Origin of the sequence: Gulosibacter macacae, assembly GCF_003865375.1 — a bacterium.
Lineage (GTDB): Bacteria > Actinomycetota > Actinomycetes > Actinomycetales > Microbacteriaceae > Gulosibacter > Gulosibacter macacae.
This window is the reverse complement of the sequence record NZ_RQVS01000008.1, coordinates 1-21,413: the sequence shown is the minus strand read 5'-3', so window position 1 is coordinate 21,413 and position 21,413 is coordinate 1. Positions and strand designations below refer to the sequence as shown.

General features: G+C 62.3%; 20 protein-coding genes, 3 tRNA genes and 2 riboswitches. Of the genes, 18 read left to right on the top strand and 5 right to left on the bottom strand.

Going from position 1 to position 21,413, the window contains the following annotated elements; translation table 11 throughout:
* Position 1 precedes the first annotated feature (1 nt).
* From yidD to rpmH, 3 genes are read right to left on the bottom strand one after another with little or no spacing between them, the layout of a single operon-like run.
* On the bottom strand, positions 2-319 hold the full coding sequence (gene yidD / locus EG850_RS07645; RefSeq protein ID WP_124972184.1) for a membrane protein insertion efficiency factor YidD: 318 nt from the start codon (positions 317-319) through the stop codon (positions 2-4).
* Positions 319-708: a ribonuclease P protein component gene (gene rnpA, locus EG850_RS07640; RefSeq protein WP_185714982.1), complete on the bottom strand. Its 390-nt coding sequence runs from the start codon at positions 706-708 to the stop codon at positions 319-321. The genes yidD and rnpA overlap by 1 nt, the downstream gene beginning before the upstream one ends.
* A 7-nt stretch (positions 709-715) precedes the next feature.
* The gene (rpmH, locus tag EG850_RS07635; protein WP_124972180.1) at positions 716-853 is read right to left on the bottom strand and encodes a 50S ribosomal protein L34; all 138 of its coding nucleotides are present in this window, start codon (positions 851-853) and stop codon (positions 716-718) included.
* A 401-nt stretch (positions 854-1,254) separates the two neighbouring features.
* Here rpmH and dnaA point away from each other — a divergent pair, with 401 nt between their 5' ends.
* The 12 genes from dnaA to EG850_RS07575 all read left to right on the top strand — a co-directional run bounded on the left by dnaA (position 1,255) and on the right by EG850_RS07575 (position 13,489).
* Positions 1,255-2,730: a chromosomal replication initiator protein DnaA gene (gene dnaA, locus EG850_RS07630; RefSeq protein ID WP_124972178.1), complete on the top strand. Its 1,476-nt coding sequence runs from the start codon at positions 1,255-1,257 to the stop codon at positions 2,728-2,730.
* Positions 2,731-3,215: 485 nt separating this feature from the next.
* Positions 3,216-4,358, top strand: coding sequence for a DNA polymerase III subunit beta (gene dnaN / locus EG850_RS07625; RefSeq protein ID WP_124972176.1), 1,143 nt, complete (start codon positions 3,216-3,218; stop codon positions 4,356-4,358).
* Between the two features lie 3 nt (positions 4,359-4,361).
* Positions 4,362-5,549 carry a DNA replication/repair protein RecF gene (recF, locus tag EG850_RS07620; protein ID WP_124972174.1) on the top strand — a complete coding sequence of 396 codons (1,188 nt, stop codon included), beginning with the start codon at positions 4,362-4,364 and terminating at the stop codon, positions 5,547-5,549.
* Complete coding sequence (locus EG850_RS07615) at positions 5,546-6,076, top strand: DUF721 domain-containing protein (RefSeq protein WP_124972172.1); 531 nt, start codon at positions 5,546-5,548, stop codon at positions 6,074-6,076. Before recF ends, EG850_RS07615 begins: the two co-directional genes overlap by 4 nt.
* A gap of 178 nt (positions 6,077-6,254) precedes the next feature.
* On the top strand, positions 6,255-8,426 hold the full coding sequence (gene gyrB / locus EG850_RS07610) for a DNA topoisomerase (ATP-hydrolyzing) subunit B (RefSeq protein WP_124972170.1): 2,172 nt from the start codon (positions 6,255-6,257) through the stop codon (positions 8,424-8,426).
* A gap of 81 nt (positions 8,427-8,507) precedes the next feature.
* Positions 8,508-11,138 carry a DNA gyrase subunit A gene (gyrA, locus tag EG850_RS07605; protein WP_124972168.1) on the top strand — a complete coding sequence of 877 codons (2,631 nt, stop codon included), beginning with the start codon at positions 8,508-8,510 and terminating at the stop codon, positions 11,136-11,138.
* Between the two features lie 11 nt (positions 11,139-11,149).
* Complete coding sequence (locus EG850_RS07600; RefSeq protein ID WP_124972166.1) at positions 11,150-11,557, top strand: DUF3566 domain-containing protein; 408 nt, start codon at positions 11,150-11,152, stop codon at positions 11,555-11,557.
* Positions 11,558-11,759: 202 nt separating this feature from the next.
* Positions 11,760-11,836 (top strand) — tRNA-Ile (locus EG850_RS07595).
* A gap of 12 nt (positions 11,837-11,848) precedes the next feature.
* Positions 11,849-11,921, top strand: a tRNA-Ala gene (locus EG850_RS07590).
* A 259-nt stretch (positions 11,922-12,180) separates the two neighbouring features.
* Entirely contained in the window at positions 12,181-12,807 is a 627-nt protein-coding gene (locus EG850_RS07585; RefSeq protein WP_124972164.1) for a Fic family protein, read from the top strand.
* Between the two features lie 36 nt (positions 12,808-12,843).
* Positions 12,844-12,916 (top strand) — tRNA-Ala (locus tag EG850_RS07580).
* Positions 12,917-12,967: 51 nt separating this feature from the next.
* Complete coding sequence (locus EG850_RS07575; RefSeq protein ID WP_124972162.1) at positions 12,968-13,489, top strand: GNAT family N-acetyltransferase; 522 nt, start codon at positions 12,968-12,970, stop codon at positions 13,487-13,489.
* 69 nt (positions 13,490-13,558) lie between these two features.
* Here EG850_RS07575 and EG850_RS07570 read toward each other — a convergent pair whose 3' ends face one another.
* Both EG850_RS07570 and EG850_RS07565 read right to left on the bottom strand, forming a co-directional pair.
* Entirely contained in the window at positions 13,559-13,834 is a 276-nt protein-coding gene (locus EG850_RS07570; RefSeq protein WP_214609536.1) for a ribonuclease HepT family protein, read from the bottom strand.
* A gap of 122 nt (positions 13,835-13,956) precedes the next feature.
* Positions 13,957-14,427, bottom strand: a complete 471-nt coding sequence (locus EG850_RS07565) for a helix-turn-helix domain-containing protein (protein ID WP_124972160.1) — start codon at positions 14,425-14,427, stop codon at positions 13,957-13,959.
* A gap of 138 nt (positions 14,428-14,565) precedes the next feature.
* Positions 14,566-14,631: riboswitch (guanidine-III (ykkC-III) riboswitch) on the top strand.
* A 9-nt stretch (positions 14,632-14,640) separates the two neighbouring features.
* Here EG850_RS07565 and EG850_RS07560 point away from each other — a divergent pair.
* The 6 genes from EG850_RS07560 to EG850_RS07535 all read left to right on the top strand — a co-directional run bounded on the left by EG850_RS07560 (position 14,641) and on the right by EG850_RS07535 (position 21,409).
* The gene (locus EG850_RS07560) at positions 14,641-14,955 is read left to right on the top strand and encodes a DMT family transporter (RefSeq protein ID WP_124972158.1); all 315 of its coding nucleotides are present in this window, start codon (positions 14,641-14,643) and stop codon (positions 14,953-14,955) included.
* Positions 14,956-15,339 (top strand): DMT family transporter, encoded by a 384-nt coding sequence (locus EG850_RS07555; protein ID WP_124972156.1) that lies wholly within the window; start codon positions 14,956-14,958, stop codon positions 15,337-15,339.
* 27 nt (positions 15,340-15,366) lie between these two features.
* A riboswitch (glycine riboswitch) is annotated at positions 15,367-15,459 on the top strand.
* Positions 15,460-15,608: 149 nt separating this feature from the next.
* On the top strand, positions 15,609-18,470 hold the full coding sequence (gene gcvP, locus EG850_RS07550) for an aminomethyl-transferring glycine dehydrogenase (RefSeq protein ID WP_124972154.1): 2,862 nt from the start codon (positions 15,609-15,611) through the stop codon (positions 18,468-18,470).
* A gap of 28 nt (positions 18,471-18,498) precedes the next feature.
* Positions 18,499-19,614: a glycine cleavage system aminomethyltransferase GcvT gene (gcvT, locus tag EG850_RS07545; RefSeq protein ID WP_124972152.1), complete on the top strand. Its 1,116-nt coding sequence runs from the start codon at positions 18,499-18,501 to the stop codon at positions 19,612-19,614.
* 46 nt (positions 19,615-19,660) lie between these two features.
* On the top strand, positions 19,661-20,035 hold the full coding sequence (gene gcvH, locus EG850_RS07540; protein WP_124972150.1) for a glycine cleavage system protein GcvH: 375 nt from the start codon (positions 19,661-19,663) through the stop codon (positions 20,033-20,035).
* 21 nt (positions 20,036-20,056) lie between these two features.
* Positions 20,057-21,409, top strand: a complete 1,353-nt coding sequence (locus EG850_RS07535) for an L-serine ammonia-lyase (protein WP_124972148.1) — start codon at positions 20,057-20,059, stop codon at positions 21,407-21,409.
* Positions 21,410-21,413 lie beyond the last annotated feature (4 nt).

Genomic DNA, 21,413 nt, shown 5'->3' with positions numbered 1-21,413 from the left:
CTCAGCCTACTTTCAAGTCAAGGGTCGACACGACGAATCCGTGTCGAGTCAATCGGTGGTGATGGGGCCGCTTCGGCTCCGGGACGTAGTCAAAATCAGGCTTTGCCCACGGGTGGCAGCGGGAGATCCGACGAATCGCGAGCCAGCCACCACGAACGAGTCCGAACTCCTGGACCGCACCTAAACCATACGCGGAACAGGTGGGGTAGTACCGGCACACATCTCCATAAAGCGGCGAGATGATCTTGCGATAGGCGATGAGTAGCGCCACGCCGAGGTTGCGGGGCGCGAGCGCGATGTTGTGGAGTGTGCGACGCATCAATCGCTCACATCCGAACACGAGCACTGTTCGGGGATCGCGTTGGGCGCGACACGCTGGACAACCTCAAGCAACTGACGCCGCGTTTGTCGCCGCAATTCCTCGTAGCTCAAGGCCACGGCTTCAGGATGCACTCGGATCACGAAATCGAGTCCGCTCGGTACCAGCGTGAGTAGCTCGCGCGTGATTGCCTTGAGTCGGCGGCGCAGTGTGTTCCGGACAACAGCAACACCCACTCGCTTCGTAATGATGAACCCGAAGCGAGTGGGTGCCAAAGCATCGTCGCGGATCGCACCGTGGACGATCAGACCACGGCCGCCAACTCGAGGCGCGCGAGTGAGGCGACGATAGTCGCTCCCCTGCGTGATTCGATTGGCGCGCGCGAGCACGGCCGACTTAGGCCGAGAGTTCCTTGCGGCCCTTGGCGCGGCGGGTCGCGAGGATCGCGCGGCCGGCGCGGGTGCGCATGCGGGCGCGGAAGCCGTGCTTCTTGGCACGCTTGCGGTTGTTCGGCTGGAAAGTACGCTTCGACATAAGATAATCTCCGGTATCGGGGACCCGCAATGGCGGGGATCAACGAAACACGCCCGGGATGAGGGCAACTGCAACAGGGTACGCCGGTTTTACTACTCGGGTCAAGATCACCAGTGAATTGCGTACGAGATACCACTGGAATCTCAAGTCGCGCGCGCGACTCGCCGGAAACGCACAATCCGGTTGCGCGAGCCCGCTGCATCCGTCGTATGCTTACCGTCTTGTCGCTCGAAGTTCGCTGTCCCATAAAGTTATCCACATCGTCTGTGGAAAACTAGCCACACCCTATTTGGGCAAGGCACCATCAGTACAGCAGAACGATCACCCGAGTCGCTCCCGCGAATTGGGTGCCGAGAGTGCGCCCCCACCACCCCCACCGCCGCCAAAGTAAAGGAGAAGAGATGAGCCGCGACGCCGAAGTGATCTGGCAAGAGCTCCTCGAACTCCTTCGCCACCACGAACAGGTGCCCGCTTCACTCCGCGGATTTCTAGGGCTTGTCACACCAAAAGGCGTGATGGGAGGCACAATCTATCTCGAAGTGGCGAATGATTTTACGCGTTCGATGATTGAACAGCGTGCCCGACAGCCGCTCCTCGAGGCCATCGCCGGCGTCGGTGCTGCCGATGGCATCACGAGCTTCGCCGTCATCGTGAACCCCGATGTCGAACCGGTCGCCGCACCCGACGAAACCGCATACGACCAGGTGGTAACGCATCCGACCGTCGTCGACGAGGTCGAGCAGGCGCACTCTAGCGCCGAGGTAACAGAGTTTTCCACAGATTATCCACAGGCTCAGGGTCAAGGTGGCCTCGCGCGATTGGGCGAAGCGCCGACACAGAGTTCAACGCGCCTTAACTCGAAGTACACCTTCGATAACTTCATCATTGGAGGCTCGAACCGCTTTGCGCACGCAGCGGCCGTCGCCGTCGCCGAAGCACCTGCACGCAGTTACAACCCACTCTTTATTTATGGAGAGTCGGGACTCGGCAAGACGCACCTGCTCCACGCCATTGGCAACTACGCCGAGAACATCTACCCCGGCATCCAGGTGCGGTACGTCTCGAGTGAAGAGTTCACCAACGACTTCATCAACTCGATCGCGAACAACAAGGGTCAAGAGTTCCACGCGCGTTACCGCAGCAACGACATCTTGATGATCGATGACATCCAGTTCTTGCAAGGCAAGGACTCGACGATGGAAGCGTTCTTCCACACCTTTAATACGTTGCACGAACACGACAAGCAGGTCGTGATTACCTCTGATGTGCAACCGAAGCAGCTCACCGGCTTTGAAGACCGGATGCGCTCCCGCTTCGAGTGGGGTCTCATCACCGACGTGCAATCGCCAGATCTCGAAACGCGTATCGCAATCTTGCGGAAGAAGGCTCAGGCCGACAATATTTCGCTCCCCGACGATGCAATCGAGTTCATTGCCGTGCATGTGACGAGTTCGATTCGCGAGCTTGAAGGCACGCTCATCCGCGTGACCGCGTTCGCGAACCTCAACGATCAGCCAATCGACCTGCAGCTCGTCACGACCGTGCTCAAAGACCTCATTACCGATGACGAGCCTGCGATTATCACGCCGGAAGACATCATCGTTGAGACCGCCGACTACTTCCGCATGTCGGTTGACGACCTCTATGGGTCGAGCCGCTCGCACGCGATTGCGATGGTGCGACAGATTGCGATGTATCTCTGTCGCGAAATGACGAGCCTCTCGCTCCCGAAGATCGGGCAGCTCTTCGGCGGTCGCGATCACACGACGGTGATCTATGCGCACCGGAAGATCACGAAGACGCTCACCGAAGACCGGACCGTCTACAACCAGATCACCGAGCTTACGGGTCGACTGCGCCAGCGACGTACGCACTAGACCGTCCCCGCATCCCAATTGAGACCGCCTGCAACGCACGCGGTCTGAATTTCGTCCCGCAAACTCCACTAGTTATCCACAGGCCTTGTGGATAGATCTGTGACTCTTTGGCGGAAGCTCAGGCCACACGATCCAACACAGACTGTGGATAGATTGTGAGTGGATGCGATGACATGCCGACAAACTTTGTGAGGAGTTGCGCTTCAGCTGTGAATCACACTGATTCGTCCACATCCGGGTCACGACTACGACACTTTCCGTGCACCTCGGCTTCACAACTTCCACGAATGTAGTTCCCTAGGGAGATTCGCGTGTCCCCAAGTTATCCACAGCATCCACAACTGTTAACACTGTGATTGAGAGAAAAATTCTTGTAAGACCCGCGAGTGACATTGAGGTCGGGCTCGCATCTTCACGCGCTTCAACAATCCCTACACTTCAAGACGACTAGCATGGGTGATCCACCCGGAACGAGAGGACCCACCGTGAAGTTCGAGGTCAATCGCGACATCTTCAGCGACGCCGTGTCGTTCATCGTGAAGTTGTTGCCGCAGCGCCCCACCCAGCCGATTCTGAGCGGTGTACTGCTTGAAGCTCGAAACGGTGAGCTCTCACTCTCGTCATTCGACTACGACGTCTCGAGTCGCACCGCCATCGAAGCGAGCATTGACAACGATGGCGCCGTGCTCGTGCAGGGTCGTCTGCTCGCCGAGATCGCCAACCGACTTCCGGCGGCTCCCGTGACGATCGAACAAGAAGATCGTGGTGTGCTCGTTCGCTGTGGTCGCACTTCGTTCACGCTGCCGACGATGCCGATCGAAGAGTTCCCTTCGCTGCCCATCGTCGAGGGCACCAAGGGTGTCGTTTCTGGCGCCGAGTTCTCCGAGGCGGTCTCGCAGGTCGCAATTGCCGCATCCCGCGAAGATGTCGCGCCGATGATCACCGGTGTGCACCTCACCCTCGGTGCAAGCGAGCTCGGGCTCGTCGCCACCGACCGCTACCGCGTGGCCGTGCGCTCGCTCGAATGGAACTCGAACTTTGCCGAGGGCGACGATGCGCTCGTCCCCTCGCGCACCCTCGCCGAAATCGGCAAGTCGTTCTCGCACGCCGACGAGGTTGTGGTCACGCTCATTGCCGAGGGTGAAAAGCGACTCATTGCATTCAGTGCCGACGGCCGCACCGTCACCTCGAACCTCCTCAAGGGCAACTTCCCGGCAGTTCGTCGACTCTTCCCGGCCGAGACGCCCCATTTCGCAGTCATGCAAGCAAGCGATGTCGTTGATGCCGTGCGTCGTATGCAGCTTGTGCTCGAACGTGAGCAGGCGCTGCGCTTCTCGTTCACGCAGGATGGACTCAAGCTCGAAGCGATTGGCGCCGAGCAGGCAGCTGGTTCGGAAGAACTCGGCGTGCAGCTCACCGGCAACGACATTGTCGTGTCGCTTAAGCCGCAGTTCTTGCTCGATGGCCTGAGTTCAATTCACTCGGCTTTCGTGCGCATCGCGTTCACACCGACCGACAACCCGAACAAGCCCGGCCCGGTGCTCCTCACCGGCCAGACTTCACTCGACCAGCCGGCCGACGACGACAGCTTCCGCTACCTGCTGCAGCCGAACCTCCTCATGCGGTAGTCCGTGCACGTCACGCGGCTTACCCTTCGCGATTTTCGGAATTATCCCGAGGCCGCGCTCGACCTCGACGCTGGAGTGCACGTATTCGAGGGTGCAAACGGCCAGGGGAAGACGAACCTCATCGAGGCAATCGGCTATCTGTCGACGCTAAGTTCACATCGGGTGTCATCGGATGCGGCGCTCGTGCGTTTCGGCGAAAGCTCGGCAATCGTGCGGGCCGAGCTCGCGCACGGTGAGCGACAGCTCGCCATCGACGTTGAGATTCAAAAGTCAGGTGCCAACCGCGCGCGAGTGAGTGGCCGAGCCGTCAAAGCTCGCGAACTCCCGCGCTATTTCACGACCGTGCTCTTCGCACCAGAAGACCTCAGCCTCGTGCGGGGCGACCCGGGACAACGGCGTGCGTTTCTTGATTCGCTACTCGTCACGCATTCGCCGCGGCTCGGCGACACGATGCAGCAGTATGAGCGGGTGCTGCGTCAGCGCAACTCACTGTTGAAATCTGCCCGTGCGGGGCAGCTTGGTGAGGCGGCGCGCAGCACCCTCGAAATTTGGGATGAACAGCTCGTCTCGCTCGGCAGCGTCATCGTTGCCGAGCGGCTTGCGTTGATCGAACGCCTGGTGCCGCATCTCGAGCGTGCCTACGCAGCGCTCGTCGGAGCTGATCACCGGCCTGGCATTTCGATGCGCGTCTCGTGTCTCAGCGATTCGGGCAAACCCATGGATGATGACGAGGCAGCGAACGACACGACGGGTGTCGTCACACTCGACGAGATCCGAGAACGATTCACTGCACGATTGCGGGATGCGCGTCCGCGAGAGCTTGACCGTGGCATTTCACTCGTTGGTCCGCACCGCGATGACGCAACGTTTTGGCTCAATGGGCTGCCCGCTCGCATCACCGCAAGTCACGGTGAATCGTGGTCATTTGCGCTCTCACTCAAACTGGCCGCCGCGCAGCTGGTTCGGGCCGAGTCACGCACCGGCGATCCGGTGCTCATCCTTGATGATGTGTTCGCCGAGCTCGATGGTGACCGTCGCCGGAGGCTGGCCGATGCGATCGCGGGGTTCGAGCAGGTGCTCATCACCTGCGCAGTGGTGGCTGATATCCCGGAACCGCTGCGCGAACACACCATTCGCATCCGAGCTGGCAAGATCATCGGCAATGAAACCGAGCCGGAGGAGGATGCATGAGTGCCCCACCTCCGTTTGCCCACGAAGCCGCGCCGCTGAGCGAATCGAGCGAAGTGTGGTTGCGGCTGAAATCAGTGTTCGGCGGACGCACCACCTCATTTCAGCGACGGCGCGAGCGAGAGAACGCGAGCGAAGAACCGCGTGGTGAAGAACAGTTTGCGTTTGGTCCGCATCGTGATCCGGTGACCACCGGCGCCCTGCTCAGCCAACTCTTCCGACGCAACGAGTGGCTCGCACCCGTGAAACAGGCTGAAGTCATCGATCGCTGGGCCGAACTTGCCGGGGCGCAGGTCGCCCAGCACGCGCAACCACTTCACGTCGACCAGGGTGTGCTCGTCGTGCAATGTGACTCGACCGCCTGGGCGACACAACTGCGGGCAATTCGCTCGACATTGCTCGGTGTGATTGCCGATCGAGTGCCGGGGGCCGAGATCGACGACCTGCGCGTCCTCAACCCGGGAGCCCCATCCTGGCGCCATGGCCGACGAGCAGTTCCCGGTCGCGGGCCTCGAGACACTTATGGATAGTGTCCGCGTAGGGAACCACACATCCGGGGGTTAAACGGCTCAGCGGGGCGTCTACGGCGTTGCCAGCCGATTCTTGGTAGGATGGAGCGTTGCGTGAACCCTGTGTTTGCGCAGGTCACCGCGCATCCGTCGATGCACGTCACCACAATGTCCCGAACGAGGCAGGAGCCCGAGCCCTATGAGCGAGACCACTGCGCAGCCCCAAGATTCGGTGCAGCCCGAGAACGCCGCACCACTCGACGCACCCGCGAACCACCAGGTACCGGGGACGCACAAGGTCGAGAACGACTACGGGGCTAACCAGATTCAGGTGCTCGAGGGCCTCGAGGCCGTGCGCAAGCGCCCGGGTATGTACATCGGTTCGACCGGTCCCGAGGGTCTGCACCACCTGGTCTACGAGATCGTCGACAACTCCGTAGATGAGTCGCTCGCGGGTTATTGCGATGACATTGTCATCAACCTTCGCGCCGACGGCGGCGTCACTGTCGTCGACAACGGCCGCGGTATTCCGGTGTCGGAGCACCCGGTTGAGGGCATCTCGACTCTTGAGGTCGTGCTCACGAAGCTGCACGCCGGCGGCAAGTTCGGTGGTGGCGGTTACGCCGTCTCGGGCGGTCTGCACGGTGTTGGTTCCTCGGTCGTTAACGCGCTTTCGCACCACTTCATTGCCGAGGTGAAGCGCGATGGCTTCGAATGGCGGATGGAATTCCGCGACGGTGTGCCGCAGGGTCCGATCGAAAAGGGCGCGGCGACCGACGAAACCGGCACTCGCATCACGTTCTACGCGAACGACGACATTTTCGAGACCGTCGAGTACGACTACGAGACGCTCCGCACGCGCTTCCAGCAGATGGCCTTCCTCAACCGCGGTCTGCGCATCACGCTGATCGACGAGCGCGACCCGTCGACACTCTCGCACGAACTCACGATGGTCGCTGAGGTGCTCAAGGGCTCGGATGAAGATGCCACCGATGTCGAAGAAACCGACGTGGCGCAGCCGGTCACCGCAGCCATCCCGGTCATTACCGAGCAGGCGGAGTGGAAGCCGCGCAAGCAGGTCTTCAAGTACGACCGGGGCCTCGTTGACTACGTCGAGCACCTCGTAAAGCGCAAGAAGGTCGACGTCGTGCACGCCGAGGTCATCGAGATGATCGAGGAAGACACCGACGCCCACATTTCGGTAGAGATTGCGATGCAGTGGACCGAGGCGTACTCGGAGTCGCTGCACTCGTTCGCGAACACGATCAACACCAAGGAGGGCGGCACGCACCTCGAAGGGTTCCGTGCCGCACTCACCACGGTGATGAACCGCTACGCTCGCGAGAAGGGCATGCTCAAGGAGAAGGACGAAAACCTCTCTGGTGAGGATGTGCGCGAGGGTATCGCCGCGATCATCTCGGTCAAGCTCGGCGAACCGCAGTTCGAGGGCCAGACGAAGATGAAGCTCGGGAACACCGAGGCGAAGACCTACGTGCAGCGCATCGTCACCCAGGCCATGCAGGACTGGCTTGACCGCAACCCGACGCAGGCGCGCGAAGTGATTCGCAAGGCGAGCCAAGCATCCGCTGCCCGTCTCGCCGCGCGACGTGCGCGCGAACAGACGCGACGCAAGGGCCTGCTCGAATCGAGCGGTATGCCTGGTAAGTTGCGTGACTGCACTTCGAAGGATCCCTCGATCTCCGAGATCTTCCTTGTCGAGGGTGACTCGGCCGGTGGCTCGGCGGTGCAGGGTCGCAACCCGATGACGCAGGCGATTCTGCCGCTGCGCGGCAAGGTGCTCAACGTCGAGAAGGCACGCATCGACCGCGCGCTACAGAACCTTGAAATTCAGTCGATGATCACCGCGTTCGGCACCGGAGTTGGCGACGACTTCGATGTCTCGAAGGCGCGCTATCACAAGGTGATTCTTATGGCCGACGCCGATGTCGACGGCCAGCACATCACGACACTGCTGCTCACGATGCTCTTCCGCTTCATGCGTCCGCTCATCGAGGCCGGCTACGTCTACCTCGCGCAGCCGCCGCTCTACCGCATCAAGTGGACGAACGCCGATCACGAGTACGCCTACTCCGACGCCGAGCGTGATGCCCTACTCGAGCGGGGCCTCGCCTCGGGCAAGCGCATCCCGAAGGACAACTCGATTCAGCGTTACAAGGGTCTCGGCGAGATGAACTACCACGAGCTGTGGGACACGACGATGAACCCCGACACCCGCACGCTCCGCCAGGTGCAGATGACTGACGCCGAGGCCGCGGATGAGGTCTTCGCCACGCTCATGGGTGAAGACGTTGAATCGCGACGTGCGTTCATCCAGCGCAATGCGCACGATGTGCGCTTCCTCGACATCTAAGCCGGGCAACTAAGCAGCCCCGAGCATCCAATTTCGCCGCTTGATCGGCACGAGACTTACCGACACGAACCAGGGTTGAACATGGCAGACGAGATCGACCAGACCACCGAACCGCACGAAACCGACCACATCACCAAGGTCGACCTGCAGCTCGAGATGCAGCGCTCCTACCTCGACTACGCGATGAGCGTGATCGTGGGCCGAGCGCTTCCCGAGGTGCGCGACGGCCTGAAGCCCGTGCATCGCCGCGTGATCTACGGCATGTACGACGGCGGTTACCGCCCCGACAAGTCGTTCTCGAAGTGCGCGCGCGTTGTCGGCGACGTGATGGGTCAGTTCCACCCGCACGGTGACTTGGCGATTTACGACGCGCTCGTGCGCCTCGTGCAGCCGTGGTCGATGCGCTACCCGCTGGCGCTCGGTCAGGGCAATTTCGGCTCAGCCGGTAACGACGGCGCCGCAGCCCCGCGATACACCGAAACGAAGATGGCGCCGCTCGCGCTCGAGATGGTGCGCGATATCGACGAAGACACCGTCGATTTTATGGACAACTACGACGGCCAGACGCAGGAACCGACCATCCTGCCAGCCCGTTACCCGAACCTACTCGTCAACGGGTCGGAGGGTATTGCCGTCGGTATGGCGACGAAGATCCCGCCGCACAACCTGCGCGAGGTCGCGGAAGGTGCGCTCTGGGCGCTTGAACACCCAGATGCCACCCGCGAAGAACTCCTCGAAGCGCTCATTCAGCGCATCCCCGGCCCTGACTTCCCGACCGGTGCGCAGATTCTCGGCACCAAGGGCATCCAAGAGGCCTATCGCACGGGCCGCGGCTCGATCACGATGCGTGCGGTCGTCAACGTCGAAGAGATTGGCAACCGCACCTGCCTCGTGGTGACGGAGCTGCCCTACCAGGTCAACCCCGACAACCTCGCGAACAAGATCGCCGAGCTCGTCAAGGATGCAAAGCTGCAGGGCATCGCTGACATTCGCGATGAGACCAGTGGTCACACCGGTCAGCGGCTCGTGCTCGTGCTCAAGCGGGATGCCGTCGCGAAGGTCGTGCTCAACAATCTCTACAAGCACACCCAGCTGCAGGAGACGTTCGGCGCGAACATGCTCGCGATCGTTGACGGCGCCCCGCGCACGCTTGCGCTTGATGGCTTTATCTCGGCGTGGACCGCGCACCAGATCGAGGTCATCGTGCGTCGCACGGCCTACCGTCTGCGCAAGGCCGAGGAAGAAGTGCATGTGTTGCGCGGCTACCTCAAGGCACTCGACATGCTCGATGAGGTCATCGCGCTCATTCGTCGTTCTGAAACGGTCGAGATTGCGCGCCAGGGCTTGATGGACCTGCTTGATGTCGATGAGGTTCAGGCGTCGGCCATTCTCAACCTGCAGTTGCGTCGTCTCGCCGCGCTCGAGCGTCAGAAGATCATGGATGAGGCTGAGCGACTTGAAAAGCTCATCGCCGAGTACCAGGGCATCCTCGCTTCGCCCGAGCAGCAGCGCGCAATCATTGCGGAAGAGCTCACCGAGATCGTGCGTCGCTTTGGCGACGACCGTCGCACCGAAATCCTCCGTGGGTTTGAGGGCGGCGTAAGCGACGAAGACCTCATCCCGGTCGAAGAGATGGTCGTCACCGTGACCCGGGGTGGTTACATCAAGCGCACCCGCTCCGACAACTATCGCTCGCAGCACCGCGGCGGCAAGGGCGTCAAGGGTGCGCAGCTGCGCGCCGACGATGTCGTCGAGCACTTCTTTGTCACCACCACGCACCACTGGCTGCTGTTCTTCACAAACCTCGGCCGGGTGTATCGCACGAAGGCGTACGAGCTGCTTGAGGCCGGGCGTGACTCGAAGGGTCAGCACATCGCGAACCTGCTGCCGCTACAGCCCGACGAAGAAGTGGCGCAGATTCTCGACCTCGAAAACTACGAAGACCACGACTACCTCGTGCTTGCGACCCGCAATGGCCTCGTGAAGAAGACGCGCCTGTCGCTCTATGACACGAACCGCCAGGCCGGTGTCATTGCGATCAACCTGCGCGACGGTGACGAGCTCGTCTCGGCGATGGCGGTGAACGAGGGCGACCACATCTTCCTGTTCTCGCACTTCGGCCAATCGCTGCACTTTGTTGCTGACGACGAGCAGCTGCGACCCATGGGTCGTGACACCTCGGGCGTCAAGGGCATGTCGTTCCGCGAGGGCGATGAACTCATCAACGCGGCCGTTGGCACCGACGAGAACCTCTTCGTGTTTACGGTCACTGAGGGCGGCTATGCCAAGCGCACCTCGGTGCAGGACTACCGCATCCAGGGTCGCGGCGGCCTCGGTATCAAGGTGATGAAGCAATCGGATGAGCGCGGCGCGATTGCCGGCGCGATCCTCGTGCACGAAGACGACGAGGTGCTCGTCATTCTCGAATCGGGCAAGGTCGTGCGCTCTGATGTCGCTGAGGTGCCGGCGAAGGGTCGCGACACGATGGGCGTCGTGTTCGCCCGGCCCGATGAGGGCGACATCGTGCTCGGCATTGCGCGCAACACCGAACGTGAGCTCGGTGACGAGGATGCTGAGGGCGAAGACGCCGAGGATGCATCGGCCGAGGTCGTGGCTGAGGCTACCGCTGAGATTGCAGACGAAGTTGTTGTCGAGGGCGAATCTGCTGATGCGGATGACGCCGAGGGCGACGACAACGGCGCTGAGCGTTAGGATCGGTAGTCATGACCTCAGTCGCAGACAAGCTCGCTAAGAAGTCGGAGCGCCGCACAGCCACCAAGCAGGTGCGCTTGCGCCTCGTGCACATTGACTTCTGGTCGGTCGTCAAGCTCGCCCTCGTGGCGTCGCTGGTGATCGCCATCGTCATGGTCGTTGCGGCGATCCTCGTTTGGGTGGTCGTGGAACAGACCGGCGTGATCTCCTCGGTTGACGGCCTGCTCAACGATGTCACCGGCTCGACCGGTGTGACAGTGTCGACGTTCGTGAGCTTCCCGGGCATCCTCGCGTTCGCTGGCATTTGCGCTGTGCTGCAGATCATCGTGACCACGGCGCTCGCTGCCATCGGCGCGTTCCTCTACAACCTGTCGGTGCGCCTCACCGGCGGCCTCATCTTCGGCTTCACCAACTCGTAAGCCGCGACCCGGTCTCGGCCCTGCCTACGGCCTACTCGATTCACCCATTGGTTGATCGAGTAGGCCGTAGGCACTTCTGGTTGGTCGAGTAGCGCGAAGCGCGTATCGAGACCACCACCCCCTCAACTTGCACCCACCCCCAACCCCGGTGTAGAGTCACTCCTTGTGCCGAACACATCCGCACAGGGTGTACATGGGTCACGGGGCTATAGCTCAGGCGGTTAGAGCGCTTCGCTGATAACGAAGAGGTCCAAGGTTCAAGTCCTTGTAGCCCCACCATCCCACCTGTTCGGGGCCTTAGCTCAATTGGTAGAGCGCCTGCTTTGCAAGCAGGAGGTCGGGGGTTCGATTCCCCCAGGCTCCACAAATTTTTCCCTTCGGGCATTGCGTTTTCTATAAGGCCCTATTTCGCGATAGAAGTCGCAGGTACTATTACGACTAGGTTTGACGACCTGGGAGGAGACCTCGATGAAGCGAAACGAGATTACTCGCGAAGCAATTCGGCGCTCTTCTAAGCGCGCCGCCGTAGCTTCCGTGGCAATCGAAAACCGTGCGGTGCCAGCAGGTTATGTGCGCACTGAGCGGGTGGAGCGACTCCTTGCTACCCGCAAGAAGATCGCAAGATGACTGCAACTCCGGACTACGGCGAAACGCCGGTCGACCCGGATGAACTTGATTCGCTGACCACGTTTGCGCGTTCTGAACTCGGAGCTGAGCCAACGAAGGCCGAGGTCTATGACTTTGAACAGGCGATCCTCATCGAGGTGCGCCAGGCACACATCGAGCAAATCATCGACGGTGCCCTCAGGCTTGACGAGCTCCTTACAGATCACTTCCTCCGCGATCTCCACGGCAGGCTCTACGGCGACATCTGGACCTGGGCTGGTCGCTTTCGTATCAGGGAACTGAACCTTGGCGTAGCTCCTGAGCAGATCGCTGTCGATTTGCGCTCCAGCCTCGAAAACCTCCGTTGGCGGTGGAAAAATACGACAGACTGGACTGCGCAGGACTTGGGAATAGCGGTCCACGCCGAGACTGTCCGCATCCACCCATTCGTTGATGGGAATGGGCGCAGCACCCGATTACTAGCCGACCTAGTGTTCTTCGCGGCACAACCAGACGATGCCCCGATCGAGGAGTACGACTGGGCGATCGACAAGACTGAGTACATCAAAATGCTTCGCGAGTTCGAAGTGACCCGTGACCCCAAGGCACTGGCAGCGTTCATTCCTGTGCGATTCTTCGGCTGAAGCTGACAACATCTTTGCTCCACTATCCGCACGATCGGGGCCTTAGCTCAATTGGTAGAGCGCTTGCTTTGCAAGCAGGAGTTCGGGGGTTCGATTCCCCCAGGCTCCACAAATATTTCCTCCGCAGCAGGGTGTCTCTATGACTTCTGGAGCACTGCCCATGAGCACTGAGCGCCTCGAGTTGCGAGTTCATCAGGCTGGCGACGTTGCATGGATGCATGCCCTCTATTCCCAGCCCGAGGTCGCGCGCTACCTGCTGGAAGAGCCGTGGACTCAGGAGGTCGCGGAGACTCGGGTCGAAGAGCGGCTTGCGAAGAATGACCTCGACGGTGAGGCCAAGGTGCTCGTGCTCGCCATCGAGCATGCCGGCGAGCCGATTGGCGAGGCGCTCCTCTGGTTCACCGACGCGGAACGCCGAGTCGCCGAGATCGGCTGGGTACTCGATCCGCGCTTCGGTGGCAGGGGCTTCGCCGCCGAAGCCGTGACCGCCGTGCTCGATCTCGCCTTTGATCACTACCGCGTGCATCGGGTCGCAGCACAAATGGATGCACGAAACACCGGTTCGGCGCGCCTCGCCGAACGTGTCGGGATGACCCGCGAAGCGCATTTGCGCCAAGACTGGTGGTCTAAGGGTGAGTGGACCGACACGGTAATCTACGGGATGCTCGCAGCGGATCGCTAGTCCGTGAAGTCTCGGTAGCTTGCGCGCTTCGACCTCAAGGCAAGTCTTCCCATGCTGGGTAACGCTTCGTCAGCCCTTACCCCACTCGAGCAACCGGGCAAGCATCTTGGGTACTCGCACCGTCACGGCGGCCCAAAACAAGTCATCGTTCATTCCTCGATACCCGGCATGGGCAACGATATTTCTCGTGGTCTTGATCGCAGCAATTTCGTCCAGAGTCAGTTGCTGCGTTGCGTCGTGGAACTCGGTCCGCTCGAGTAGCGCGGCAAGTCGGATGATGATCATGCTCGCGACGTCGTAGCTCGGATGTCCTTCGGCGAAGTCCTTGCGGTCGGTCGCCGTCACCGCGTCAATTCGTCGTTGGATTCGCTGCAACTCGGCCCGAAAATTGGCACGGTCGAAGCTTGTGGCGGACACAGTCTCACGACGTGGTCGTGGTTCGAAACCAGGGTCATCGCTCATAGACATCACAGGGGCACTGCCTCACGCGCGATTGCCGCCAGGAACACCTCATCGCCACCGTCTGACACGATGTCTGTTCGGAACCCGGTGAGTCGCTGCACGTCGTCACTGAACAAAGCCAAGTCGAAGAGGTCGGTGGTGTGACCGGGAGTTACCAGGAGATCAATGTCACTCTCAAAGCCATCTGTCCCCTGAGCGGTCGAACCGAACACTCGAATGTTGGAGAGTCCTCGGCGGGCGGCTGCTGCAACAATCTCGGCCGCGTGAGCGGCGAGCGGCAATGAAGGTCGGTAGTCGGCGGCTCGCAGTACGCGTTCGAGCATCTCAGCGGATACGTTTCTCGCGCCTGACTCCATCTGGGCGAGGCTCGGCTGTCGTAAGTCCGCACGGCGAGCGAGTTCGGCCTGCGTGAGGCCAGCATCCAAACGGGCGCGCCGAATCAACTCCGGTGCCTGGGCGGGGTCGAAACGAGCCATGCGCGCAATATAGCAACGTGCTATGAAATGCGGTCGAGTGCTGCCATTTCCAGGCGGTACAGGTCAGTTACCTGTCGATGGCCGGCCAACCCGCGCAGATCAATTCATGGGGTCGCGAAACGCCGAGCTAGAATTCGAGCAGAGAACCCCACGGGTTCTGCGGACGAGGGAGCAGTACCCGCCAAGCGACAAGACTGACTCGGAAGGCTAGTCATGGCTTGGCTCATCCTCATTCTTTCGGGCGTACTCGAAGCGGTCTGGGCGTCGGCGCTCGGCGCATCCAAGGGCTTCAAGAAACTCTGGCCGACGGTCATCTTCTTCGTCGCCATGACGGTGAGCATGATTGGGCTCGCCTACGCGATGAGCGAACTCCCCACCGGCACCTCCTACGCCGTCTGGGTCGGCATCGGCGCGACGCTTACGGTGACTGTCTCGATCATCCGCGGCGAAGAGCGGGCGACGATTGTGCGCATCCTGTTGTTACTCCTGCTGGTGGGCTCGATCGTCGGCCTCAAGGTGGTGAGCTAGATGCCGTGGCTCGTGCTCGTTATTAGTGCGGTGTTTGAGGCGGTGTGGGCCACGGCGCTGGGCCTGTCGAACGGACTTAGCGAACCGGGCCCAACCATCGTGTTCGGTATCGCGATCGTGCTGAGCATGCTTGGCCTCGGCTGGGCGGCGAAACACATCCCAATCGGCACGGCCTACGCCGTATGGGTTGGTATCGGCGCGGCGCTCACGGTGATCTACGCGATGGCGACCGGAGCCGAGGTGTTCTCGTGGGCGAAGGCGGTCTTCATTGCGGGCATCGTTGGTGCCGTTGTCGGGCTCAAGCTCGCGCCGAGTGGCGGTGCTTCGAGAGCCTCAGCACGCGAGGAGGGCGCCTCTGCACGCGAGGATGTCGCAGCACGCTAACCTTGACCCAATAACCGAACACGCCAATGAATCTTGGCGGGAGAGTCCGGCCCCCAAACCGGCGCCGTAGGAGCAATTCCTCCCCACGAATCTCTCAGGCCCCCGTACCGCCAAGATTGGGCACATCTGCAAAGCAGCTCGGCCGCAACCGAGCTCACCGAAGGTGCAAGAGCGCACACCCCGCGCTCGAATCTCTCAGGTCTCATCACAGATGGGGAGGACCACAATGGAAGTCGCGCAAGGTTGCGCGGCAGAGCCCGGAGGTCCTCGTGAACACCCATCCTGTGCCTGGCACGTTCCCCTCGCGTCACATTGGCGTGACCACGCCCGAAGATCAGCGCACCATGCTCGACGCGCTCGGCTACGACTCGGTCGACGCGCTCGTTGATGCGGCAGTCCCCGCCGACATCCGCGAACACGAGCCGCTCAACCTCCCCGAGGGCCGCAGCGAACAGCAGATCCTCGCCGATCTCCACGCGCTCGCCAACAAGAACGTGGTCAAGACGCAACTCATCGGCCAGGGCTTCTACGGCACCTTCACCCCGCCGATCATCCTGCGCAAGGTGCTCGAGAACCCCGCCTGGTACACCGCCTACACGCCTTACCAGGCCGAAATCTCACAGGGCCGCCTCGAAGCGCTCCTCAACTTCCAGACCATGGTGGCCGACCTCACCGGTCTGCCGATTGCCAATGCATCCATGCTTGATGAGAGCTCGGCCACAGCCGAAGCGGTGCTGCTCATGCGCCGCGCAAACAAGGCGAAGGCGAGCGCAAAGATCGTGCTCGACGCGAACATCTTCCCGCAGACCATTGCGGTGGTGCGGGGTCGGGCCGAAGCGCTCGACTTCGAGGTCGAGGTCACCGATTTGAGCGAAAGCCTTCCCGAAGGCGAGATCGCCGGCATCGTATTGCAGCAGCCCGGCGACAACGGCGCCGTCGTCGATCAGCACGAAATCATCGCGGCCGCGAAAGAACGTGGCGCGATGGTCACGATCATTGCTGACCTCCTCGCCCTCACCCTCATCACCCCGCCCGGTGAACAGGATGCGGACATCGCCGTTGGCAACACCCAGCGCCTGGGCGTGCCGCTCTTCTTCGGCGGCCCGCACGCCGCCTACCTTGCCGTGCGCGAGGGTCTCGAGCGTAATCTGCCGGGTCGGCTCGTCGGCGTCTCGAAGGACCAGCAGGGTCGCCCGGCCTATCGCCTCGCCCTCCAGACTCGCGAGCAACACATCCGCCGCGAAAAGGCGACGAGCAATATCTGTACCGCGCAGGCACTCCTTGCGATCACCGCATCCATGTATGTCGTCTATCACGGGCCCGGTGGCCTCAAGGCGATCGCCGAGCGCACCCACGCCCATGCGCGCGACTTTGCTGACGCACTCCGGGCCGCAGGTTTCGAGCTCGCAAGCGACTCCTTCTTCGACACCGTGCGCGTGCGCGTCCCCGGCCAGGCTGCGGGATTCGCCGAAGCGGCGGTCGAAGCGGGCTACAACCTGCGCCGCATCGACGCCGACACGCTGAGTGCCTCGTTCGACGAAACGACCGACGCAGCCACCGTCGCGGGCGTCGCGGCCGTCTTTGATGCAGCCATCAATGAGGATGCTCGCCACGAGCCCGGCGACTTCGGTTTCGACCCAGCCCTCGTGCGCACGAGCGAGTACCTCACGCATCCGATTTTCAATTCGGTGCGCTCGGAAACGCAGATGCTCCGTTACCTGCGGAAGCTCTCGGACCGCGACCTCGCGCTTGACCGCTCGATGATTCCGCTCGGCTCGTGCACCATGAAGCTCAATTCGACCGCCGAGATGGAGTCGATTTCGTGGCCCGAGTTCGCGAAAATTCACCCCTATGTGCCGGCCGAGCAATCGACCGGTTGGCGCGAACTCATCGCCGATCTCGAAGGTCGCCTCATCGAAATCACCGGCTACGCGGGTATCTCGCTGCAGCCGAACGCTGGCTCGCAGGGCGAGTACGCGGGCCTGCTCGCCATTCGCCGCTACCACCTCGCCAACGGGGATGCGCAGCGTGACATCTGCCTCATCCCCGCCTCGGCGCACGGCACGAACGCGGCCTCGGCGGTGCTCGCTGGGATGCGCGTCGTCGTCGTGAAGAACACCGACACCGGAACGATCGACCTCGCCGACCTCGACGCGAAGATCGAACAGCACCGCGATGCGCTCGCAGCGATCATGATCACCTACCCCTCAACCTATGGGGTCTACGACGCCGATGTGCGCGATGTGTGCGAGCGCGTGCATGCCGCCGGGGGCCAGGTCTACATCGACGGCGCGAATATGAACGCACTCGTCGGCCTCGCGAAGCCCGGCAAGTTCGGTGGCGATGTGTCGCACCTCAATCTGCACAAGACCTTTGCGATTCCGCACGGTGGCGGTGGCCCGGGTGTTGGTCCGGTTGCGGTTGCCGAGCACCTGGTGCCGTTCCTGCCGGGCGACCCGACGGGAGAGTTCCACGTCGCCGAGGGTGTGCCGGTAGTCGCGACCCTCTTCGGATCGGCCGGCGTTTTGCCGATCTCCTACGCCTACATCGCCATGATGGGCGGCGAAGGGCTCACGGTCGCGACGAAGATCGCGCTCCTCAGCGCGAACTACATTGCCGCACGCCTTACCGAACACTTCCCGGTGCTCTACACCGGCGAAACCGGCCTCGTGGCCCACGAGTGCATCCTTGATCTGCGCGCCCTCACGGCCGCCTCGGGCGTGACCGCCGAGGATGTGGCGAAGCGGCTCATCGACTTCGGTTTCCACGCGCCGACCCTCGCGTTCCCGGTCGCCGGCACGCTCATGGTCGAGCCGACCGAGTCGGAAGACCTCGGCGAGATCGATCGCTTCATCGAGGCGATGATCGTCATTCGCGCCGAGATCCAGGCGATCATCGACGGCGAAGTTGAACTCGAGCAGTCGGTGCTGCGCAACGCACCGCATCCGGCCATCGTCGTCACCGGCGATGAGTGGCCCTACCCCTACAGCCGCGAGCAGGCCGCATTCCCGGTTGCGAGCCTGCGCGAGCAGAAGTACTTCTCGCCGGTCTCGCGCATCGAAGGTGCCTATGGCGACCGCAATCTGGTGTGCTCCTGCCCGCCGCCCGAAGCGTTCGAAACCGCCGAGTAGCCGCCACGCACGAGAGAAGGACTGCACGATGACTGAACCGAAGCGCACTGCCCTCTACGACGAGCACGCGCAGCTCGGCGCCAACTTCACCGAGTTTGGCGGCTGGGAAATGCCGCTGCGCTATTCGCGCGAACTCGCCGAACACCAGGCCGTGCGTGAGGCGGCCGGGCTATTCGACCTTTCGCACATGGGCGAAATTCGCGTCACCGGCCCCGATGCCGCGCGCTTCCTCAATAGCGCGCTCGCCGGCAACCTCGCTGCGATCGCCGTGGGCCGCGCGAAGTATTCGCTCCTCACGAATGAAACCGGCGGCATCATCGACGACCTCATTACCTACCGCCTCGGTGACGAAGAGTTCGTCGTCGTGCCGAACGCTGGCAACGCCGAAGTTGTGTCGGCAACGCTTGCCGAGCGGGCACCGGGCTTCAACGTCGTGCTCGAAGATGAATCGCTCACGACCGGGCTCATCGCAGTGCAGGGGCCGAAGTCGGTGGAGATCCTGCGCGGCCTCATGCCTGAGGCGCAGCAGGCGCTCGTCGACGAGTTGAAGTTCTATTCGGCCGCCGACGCGACGGTCGCCGGCGTTGAGGTGCTGCTTGCCCGCACTGGCTACACGGGCGAAGACGGCTTCGAGCTCTACGCCGCGAACGACGACCTGCCGGCCCTGTGGCGAGCACTGCTCGAGGCTGGCGAGCCGCACGGCCTGATTCCGGCCGGCCTCGCCTGCCGCGACTCGCTGCGCATGGAAGCTGGCATGCCGCTTTACGGCAACGAACTTGGCCTCGACATCTCGCCGTTCGAGGCGGGACTTGGAGGCGTCGTCTCGTTCAAGAAGGAAGAATCGTTCGTCGGCCGCGAGGCGCTCGAAACGGCCAAGGATGCACCGCGCACGCGCGTACTCGTGGGCCTGCGCGGGCAGGGTCGTCGCGCGGGTCGTGCCGGCTATACCGTGCACGTTCCCGGGGGCGCGGAGATTGGCCGCATCACGAGCGGACAGCCGAGCCCCACCCTCGGGTACCCGATTGCGATGGCGCAGATCGACCCGGCCTACGCCGAGATCGGCACGACCGTCGAGGTGGATCTGCGTGGCAAACGCGAGCCGTTCGACGTGGTCGAGCTGCCGTTCTATCAGCGCGCGAAGTAACCGCATCCGCATTATTCAAACCCCAGCACAGCAAAGGAGCAGCACCATGAGCACTGTGAAGACCGGCCTGCGATACACGAGCGAACACGAGTGGATCACCGACGAAAGCCCCGCCGCCATCGGCATCACCCAGGTCGCCGCCGACGAACTCGGTGAGATGGTCTACATCGAGCTTCCCGCCGTCGGCGACACGATCACGGTCGGTGAGACCTTCGGTGAGGTTGAGTCGACGAAGGCAGTCTCAGAACTCTTCGCTCCGGTGAGCGGCGAGGTCGTCGAGGTCAACGACGCGGTCGTTGACGACCCCGCGCTCGTAAACACCGACGCGTATGGCGCTTGGTTCATCAAGGTTGAGGTCAGCGAAGAGGGCACCCTGCTCAGCGCTGAAGAGTACGCCGCCGAAAACGACGTCACGCTCTAGCGAGCACCCGCACATCGCACTGTGGTGATCAGCGTTTTCGACCTGTTCAAGGTCGGCATCGGTCCGTCGAGTTCGCACACGGTCGGGCCAATGCGCGCCGCGCGCGAATTTGTCGCGGGCTTGATTGAGGCAGGTGATCTCGCGCGCATAGCCGAACTGCGCGTCGATATCTATGGTTCCCTCGCGGCGACCGGACGCGGCCACGGCACCTTCCCAGCGGCGCTCCTCGGGCTCGAGGGTTACGACCCCGAGACGGTGCAACAGGACGAGGTTGAGGCGGCAATGGCGCGCATCACTTCAACCGGTGAGTTGCAACTTGGTGCACAACTCAGCGAACCGACGGTGCTTCGGTACGGGCTCGACGATCTTATTCAGCATCCGCTCACCGTGCTCGAACGGCACTCGAACGGGATGCGCTTCGCCGCGCTCGCCGGTGACGGCACCAGCCTGCGTGACGAGACCTACTTCTCAATCGGCGGCGGGTTTGTCGAGCGTGAGGGAGCGGAACCCGCGGCCACCGAACTGACTCCGGATGTACTGCCGTACCCCTTCGAGACCGCCGAGCAGCTCCTCGCGCACACCGAGGCGAGTGGCCTGTCGATTCCCGAAGTCATGTTCGCGAACGAGCTCGTCCAGCGCAGCGAGGCTGAAGTGCGGGCCGGTCTGGCGAACATCTGGCAGGTTATGGAGCAGTGCAAGGATGCGGCGATCTTGCGCACCGGCAACCTGCCGGGTGGCCTCAATGTGCCCCGCCGCGCCCCCGAGTGGCACCGGCGCCTGCGCGAACAGGATGCTGACCGGCATCCGCGTTTCTGGCAGGAGTGGCTCAACCTCGTCGCGATTGCCGTGAATGAGGAGAACGCCTCGGGTGGTCGCGTGGTGACGGCACCGACGAACGGTGCGGCGGGCATCATTCCGGCGGCGCTCTTTTATGCGACGCACTATGCGCCGGATGTGGCCGAGTGGTCGGCCGAGCGCAAGCAGCAGGTCATCGATGACTTCTTGCTCACCGCAGCGGCCATCGGGGTGCTCTATAAGAAGCAGGCTTCAATCTCGGGCGCCGAGGTGGGTTGCCAGGGTGAGGTCGGTTCGGCGGCGTCGATGGCTGCGGGTGCGCTCGCGCAGGTGCTCGGCGGTACGCCCGCGCAGGTTGAGAATGCGGCCGAGATTGCGATGGAGCATCACCTCGGGTTGACCTGTGATCCGATCGGTGGGCTCGTACAGATTCCGTGCATCGAGCGGAATGCGGTCGCGGCATGCACGGCCGTGAACGCCGCGAAGATTGCGCTCATGGGTGACGGTTCGCACTATGTGACGTTGGATGAGGTCATCGTTACGAGGCTCTTCGGAATCAAGGGTGTAGGTGGGGTCTGAATCC